The 5255-nt window shown below is 75.3% G+C and carries 2 protein-coding genes and 1 pseudogene; 2 read left to right on the forward strand and 1 reads right to left on the reverse strand.

What is annotated here, in order from left to right; all coding sequences use genetic code 11:
• Positions 1 to 2715: pseudogene (locus E4P40_RS26105) on the reverse strand (cation-translocating P-type ATPase); the annotation flags it as partial.
• Positions 2716 to 2815: 100 nt separating this feature from the next.
• Between E4P40_RS26105 and E4P40_RS26110 the strand changes: the two are divergent.
• Together E4P40_RS26110 and mqo are read left to right on the forward strand one after the other, a co-directional pair.
• On the forward strand, positions 2816 to 3811 hold the full coding sequence (locus tag E4P40_RS26110) for a YihY/virulence factor BrkB family protein (protein WP_135161230.1): 996 nt from the start codon (positions 2816 to 2818) through the stop codon (positions 3809 to 3811).
• A 279-nt stretch (positions 3812 to 4090) separates the two neighbouring features.
• Positions 4091 to 5255: malate dehydrogenase (quinone) (gene mqo / locus E4P40_RS26115; RefSeq protein ID WP_209305530.1), on the forward strand; the 1165-nt coding region annotated here is incomplete at its 3' end.

Raw genomic sequence — 5255 nt, forward strand, 5'->3', positions numbered from 1 at the left:
CACCCCCGCGGGCGGCGCCGCTCCCCCGGCCGCCCGCGCGGCCCGGCCCGCCTGCGTCGCGCTGCCGACGGCGACCACCACGGCGCGTCCCCGCCCGGCGACGACCGTCGTCCCGTCGAAGAGCATGCAGGTCCGGTCGGCGACGTCGGCACCCGGCGTGGCCGGAACGGTCTTGGAGACCGACAGCGACTCGCCGGTCAGGTTGGACTCGTCGACCTCGAGGTCCTGGGCCTCCAGCAGGCGGGCGTCGGCCGACAGCACGTCGCCGGACTCGACGACGACCACGTCGCCCACCCGCAGCGCGCTGCCCGGCACGTCCTCGTGCCCGTCCGCGGTCTCGCGGTGGACGGTGACGTCCTGCTCCAGCAGCAGCGACTCCAGCGCCGTCTCCGCCCGGAGCCGCTGGACGCCGCTGAGCAGGGCGTTCCCCACCGTGACCCCGCCCACGAGCAGCGCGTCGGTGGACTCCCCCAGCATGGCGGTCGCCGCGGCGCCGGTGGCCAGCACGGGGGTCAGCGGGTCGGAGAGCTCGGCCCCGACGGTCCGCGCGAAGCGGACGGGCCCCCGGACGACCGGCAGCGCGGCGACCCGGCGGACGGGCGTGAGGACGCGGGAGGTCGCGGGCGCAGGTTCCTCGGGCAGCTCGGCGAGGCGGCGCCGCACGTCGTCCGGGTCGAGCGCGTGCCAGGGCGTGTGGACCGACAGCGGCGGTGCCGGCCGGACGGCGGCACGGACCGCGGACACGGTGCCGGCGGTCATCGTCCAGGCGGTCGCCGTCTTGCCGGGCGCGGTGGCCTTGCGCTGGCCGTACGCGGCACTGCCGACCGCGGCGAGCAGCCCGCCGAGCACGTTGCCGGTGAGCGCGGTCTGCACCGACTGGCGGCTCACCGTCCGCGCGGCGCGGGTCGCGGACACGATCCTGCAGGCGCCGGCGAGGCTCTCCCCGGTGACCAGGTCGGCTCCCCAGGCGGGCGCACGGCCGGCCCGGACCGGGGCCACGGCGACGTCGGCGGCGAGCAGCGCCGGCCCGTCGACCGCGGAGACGAGCAGGACGCCGCGTCCGTCCGACTGCAGCCGGCGCACGGTGTCGACCAGGGCCTCGTCGGCGGGCGCCACCTCGTCGGCCGCCGCCGCGATCTCGCGGGCGCCCACGGAGTCGGTGAGGACCAGCCGGTGCCCGGCCTCGGTGGCGGCGGTGAGCAGCGCCTCGGCGTGCGGGTCCAGCTCGGCCGCCACCGTCACCACACCGACGCGCCGGCGGCCGTCGAGGACGGTGCGGACCTCGCCGCCCGGGGCGTCGGCCGACGAACGCGGGGGTCCCAGGCGGCGCCCGGATCCGTCGGGTCCGCCGTCGCCGAGCAGCCGGGTGGCCGTCGTCCACACCTCGGCGTCCGTCCAGCCGTCGGCGTCGGCGGTCGCCTCGAGAACGGTCGGCGGACCGGTGCACAGGGCCGCCGCGTCGACCACCACCGTGTCGACGCGGTCCAGCCGGCGGTAGGCCGACCCGTCCATCGGCAGCACGTCGCGCCGGCACAGGAGCAGGCCCAGCGAGGCGGCGAACGCCTCGCGGCCCTGGTAGGCCGCCTTCGGGGTCAGCGCCTTGAGCATGTCCGCCGACCGGCCCGGACGGCGGGTCAGCGGCAGCAGCGCCAGCGCGGCGGCCAGCTCGGTGGGGCCGAGCCGTGACCGGTAGTTCTCGATCGGCCCGGGCGGCAGCGGCGCCGGGCGCTGCCCGGGCGGGGCCAGCGGTTCCCCCGGGTCGTCCTCGGGCTCCGGGCGGCAGAGCTCGTCCTCGCGCCGCCGCCACACCTGCCGGCGGGCCCGCGCCTCCAGCGCCTGCTGGACGGCGATCGTCGCGTTGAGCGCGGGCACGGTCGGGCTCTGGGTCATGGCGTGCAGGAGGGCGCTGGTGCCGGAGAAGGCGATGTCGGTGCCGATCGGGCCGATCCGCGACTCGAGCGCGTCCTTGATCCACTGCTGGGAGTCCAGCAGCGCGATGGCGAGGGTGACGTGGCGGCTCAGGGCCGGGATGGGCAGCATCTTCGCGAACGCCGCCACGCCGACCGCCGCGGTGTCGATCGCCGCGGTGACGAGCGCGGCCAGCAGCGGTTCGAGGTCGGCCGGGTGGTCCTGGCGCTGGGGGAAGACGCGTCGTCCGCCGCGGGCCTGCTCGACCGCGGTCACCACGCCGACGACGTCCTCGACGGACACCCGGCGGTCGTCGACGGCGACGAGGACGCGGCCGACGACGTCGTTCACCGTCGCCCACTCGACGCCCTCGAGCCGCTCGAGCTGGCGCCGGAGCGCCCGGCGGACCTCCGGCTGCTCCTCCGCGGCCGGGGCGGCGATCTCGACCTGGACGTGCCGCCGGTCGCGGAACACCCGCCGCGTCTGCCGGGCGAGCGGGGGCTCGACCATGCCGCGGGCGACGTCGACGATGCCGCGCACGTGGCCGTCGGGGAAGGGATCGGCGCCGGTGACGAGGGTGCCGACCGCGCGCGCTCCGGTCCGGGCGATGCCCAGCGACCCGGAGGCGACCGCACGGCCGGCGCCCGCGGCGGACCGGACCGTCCGCGCGGTGAGGCGGGTCGACTCCTCGAGCAGCCCGACGGTGAGGGCGGCGGGAGCCAGCGCCAGCGACGCACCCGCCGCCGTGAGGCGCGCAGCCGTCCCGATCGAGGCGCGCGCGGCCTCGACGCGGCGGAACAGACCCATCGGCGTCCCCTGTACGACGGTTCCCCCGGACGTTACGCCGCCCGGACGGGCCCGGCCCGATATCGGCTTTCGGCGGCTCCCGGCTGGGCACAGCACCTCCATGGCCGAGGTCCGGGCGGACGGCGCCACCACGAGCACGACGGCCGGGGCGCCCGGCGCGCCGAGCGACGCCACGTCCCCGCAGCGGCTCTCGGCGCGCGACTGGGCCCGCGTGCTCCAGCGCGCCGGACGGGAGGTCCTCGACGACCGGCTGATGCTCTACGCCGCGGGTGTCTCCTTCTTCGCGCTGCTGTCGATCGCTCCGCTGCTCGTGACGGCGATGTCGGTCTACGGGGCGATCAACACACCCCAGGAGGCAATGGAGCAGCTGTCCGAGGTCGTGCGCAAGCTGCCCGACGAGCTCCAGCCCCTCGTGGCCGACCAGCTCACCACGATCACCACCGCGTCGGGCCAGGTGCTCACGGTGCGCGGGCTGATCGGGCTGCTGCTCGCGCTGTTCACGGCGACGACCGCCGCCACCTACCTGATCGACGCGCTGACCCTCGCCTACCACGAGACGGAGACGCGCAGCCTCCTGCGCCGCACCCTGCTCGCGGTCGTCTTCGTCCTGGCCGGGGCGCTGCTGGTCGGGGCGGTGCTCGTCGGCGCCGGGATGGTCTCGGACTGGCTGGACTCCGCGCCCGGTCCGGTGCGCGCCGCGGGTCCGGTGCTCGCCTGGGTGGTCCTGGCGACGCTGCTGGCGATGACCCTGTCGCTGCTCTACCGCTTCGCCCCCGACCGGAAGCAGGCGCGGTGGCGCTGGATCAGCGTCGGCGCCCTGGCCGCCACGGTCCTCTGGCTGGGCACATCGGTCGCGCTGCTGGCCTACGTGCAGACGCTCGGCAGCTACGAGACGACCTACGGGCCGCTGGCCGGCGTCGCCATCAGCATGTTCTGGCTCTGGCTCACCGTCTTCCTGCTGATCGTCGGCGCGTCGGTGAACGCGGAGACAGAGCGCCAGACCGTCCGCGACTCCACGGTCGGCCCCGAGCGGCCGCTGGGTGAACGGGGCGCGGTGGTGGCCGACAGCGCCCCGCCCTATCCGGGCGAGGAGTAGCTCCCCCGCCACAGAGGTGCCGAAATCGCGGTTCCGGCACGCCGCCGCAGGTGCCGAAACGGCCATTTCGGCACCTGGGTCCCTCGCGAGGGTGGGCGCCGGGCGCGTGCGGCACCCGCGCCCGGGGAGCGGAAAACGGCCGATGCCGTGCCGCTGGAATGGCGAAGATCACGAGGTTGGCATACCTCACACCTTCGGAAGTTCATGTCGATGTCCACTTCGGCCGACGATCAGGGGAGAGCGCCTCCGGCGCACCCGAGAACGGCCAGAGAGGCAGACGTGAGTTCCGAGCGCGGCGCGGTCCCTGACAGCGCGAACCCTGACGTGGTCCTTGTCGGCGGCGGCATCATGAGCGCCACGCTCGCGGCGCTGATCGGCGTCGTCGCCCCGCAGTGGAGCGTCACGGTCTTCGAGTCGGGCGCGGACGTGGCCGGTGAGAGCTCCGGTCCGTGGAACAACGCCGGAACCGGCCACGCCGCGCTCTGCGAGCTCAACTACACGCCGGCCGGCCCGGACGGCCGCGTGGACCCCGCGAAGGCCGTCACGATCAACGAGCAGTTCCAGGTCTCGCGCCAGTTCTGGTCGCACCTGGTGCGCGAGGGGATGACCGGGTCGCCCAAGAGCTTCGTGACGCCGGTCCCCCACCTGAGCTTCGTCACCGGCGAGGACGGCCGCGCCTACATGCGGGCCCGCCACGAGGCGCTCGGCGCCCAGCCCCTCTTCGAGGGCCTGGAGTACACCGAGGACGCCGCGCAGCTCGCCGAGTGGCTGCCGCTCATGATGGCCGGGCGCGATCCACGCCAGACCGTCGCCGCCACCCGCTCGACCGCGGGCACCGACGTCAACTTCGGCGCGCTCACCCGGCTGATGCTCTCCGACGCCGAGGGGCGCGGTGTTCCCGTGCACTGCAACCAGCGCGTCCAGCACCTGGAGCGCGACACCGACGGCCGGTGGATCGTCACGGTCCGCGACACGGTCACGGGCGAGCGACGCACGGTCCGCACCCGCTTCGTGTTCGTCGGCGCCGGAGGCGGTGCGCTGCCTCTGCTCCAGCGGGCCGGCATCCCCGAGATCGCGGGTTTCGGCGGCTTCCCCGTCAGCGGTCGCTTCCTGCGCACCACCTCGCCGGAGCTGGTCAGCAGCCACCAGGCGAAGGTCTACGGCCAGGCCGCCGTCGGCGCCCCGCCGATGTCGTTGCCTCATCTGGACCTGCGGTTGATCGACGGCGACCACTCGCTGATGTTCGGCCCCTATGCCGGCTTCTCGCCCAAGTTCCTCAAGGCCGGCTCCCTGTTCGACCTGCCGCGCAGCGTCCGGCCGGACAACCTCGGCTCCATGCTGGGCGTCGCGCGCACCGAGCTGGCGCTGACCCGGTACCTGATCCGCGAGCTGATGCAGTCCGGGTCCGACCGGCACCAGACGCTCACCCACTTCGTGCCCGACG

The organism is Blastococcus sp. CT_GayMR20, from assembly GCF_004570345.1.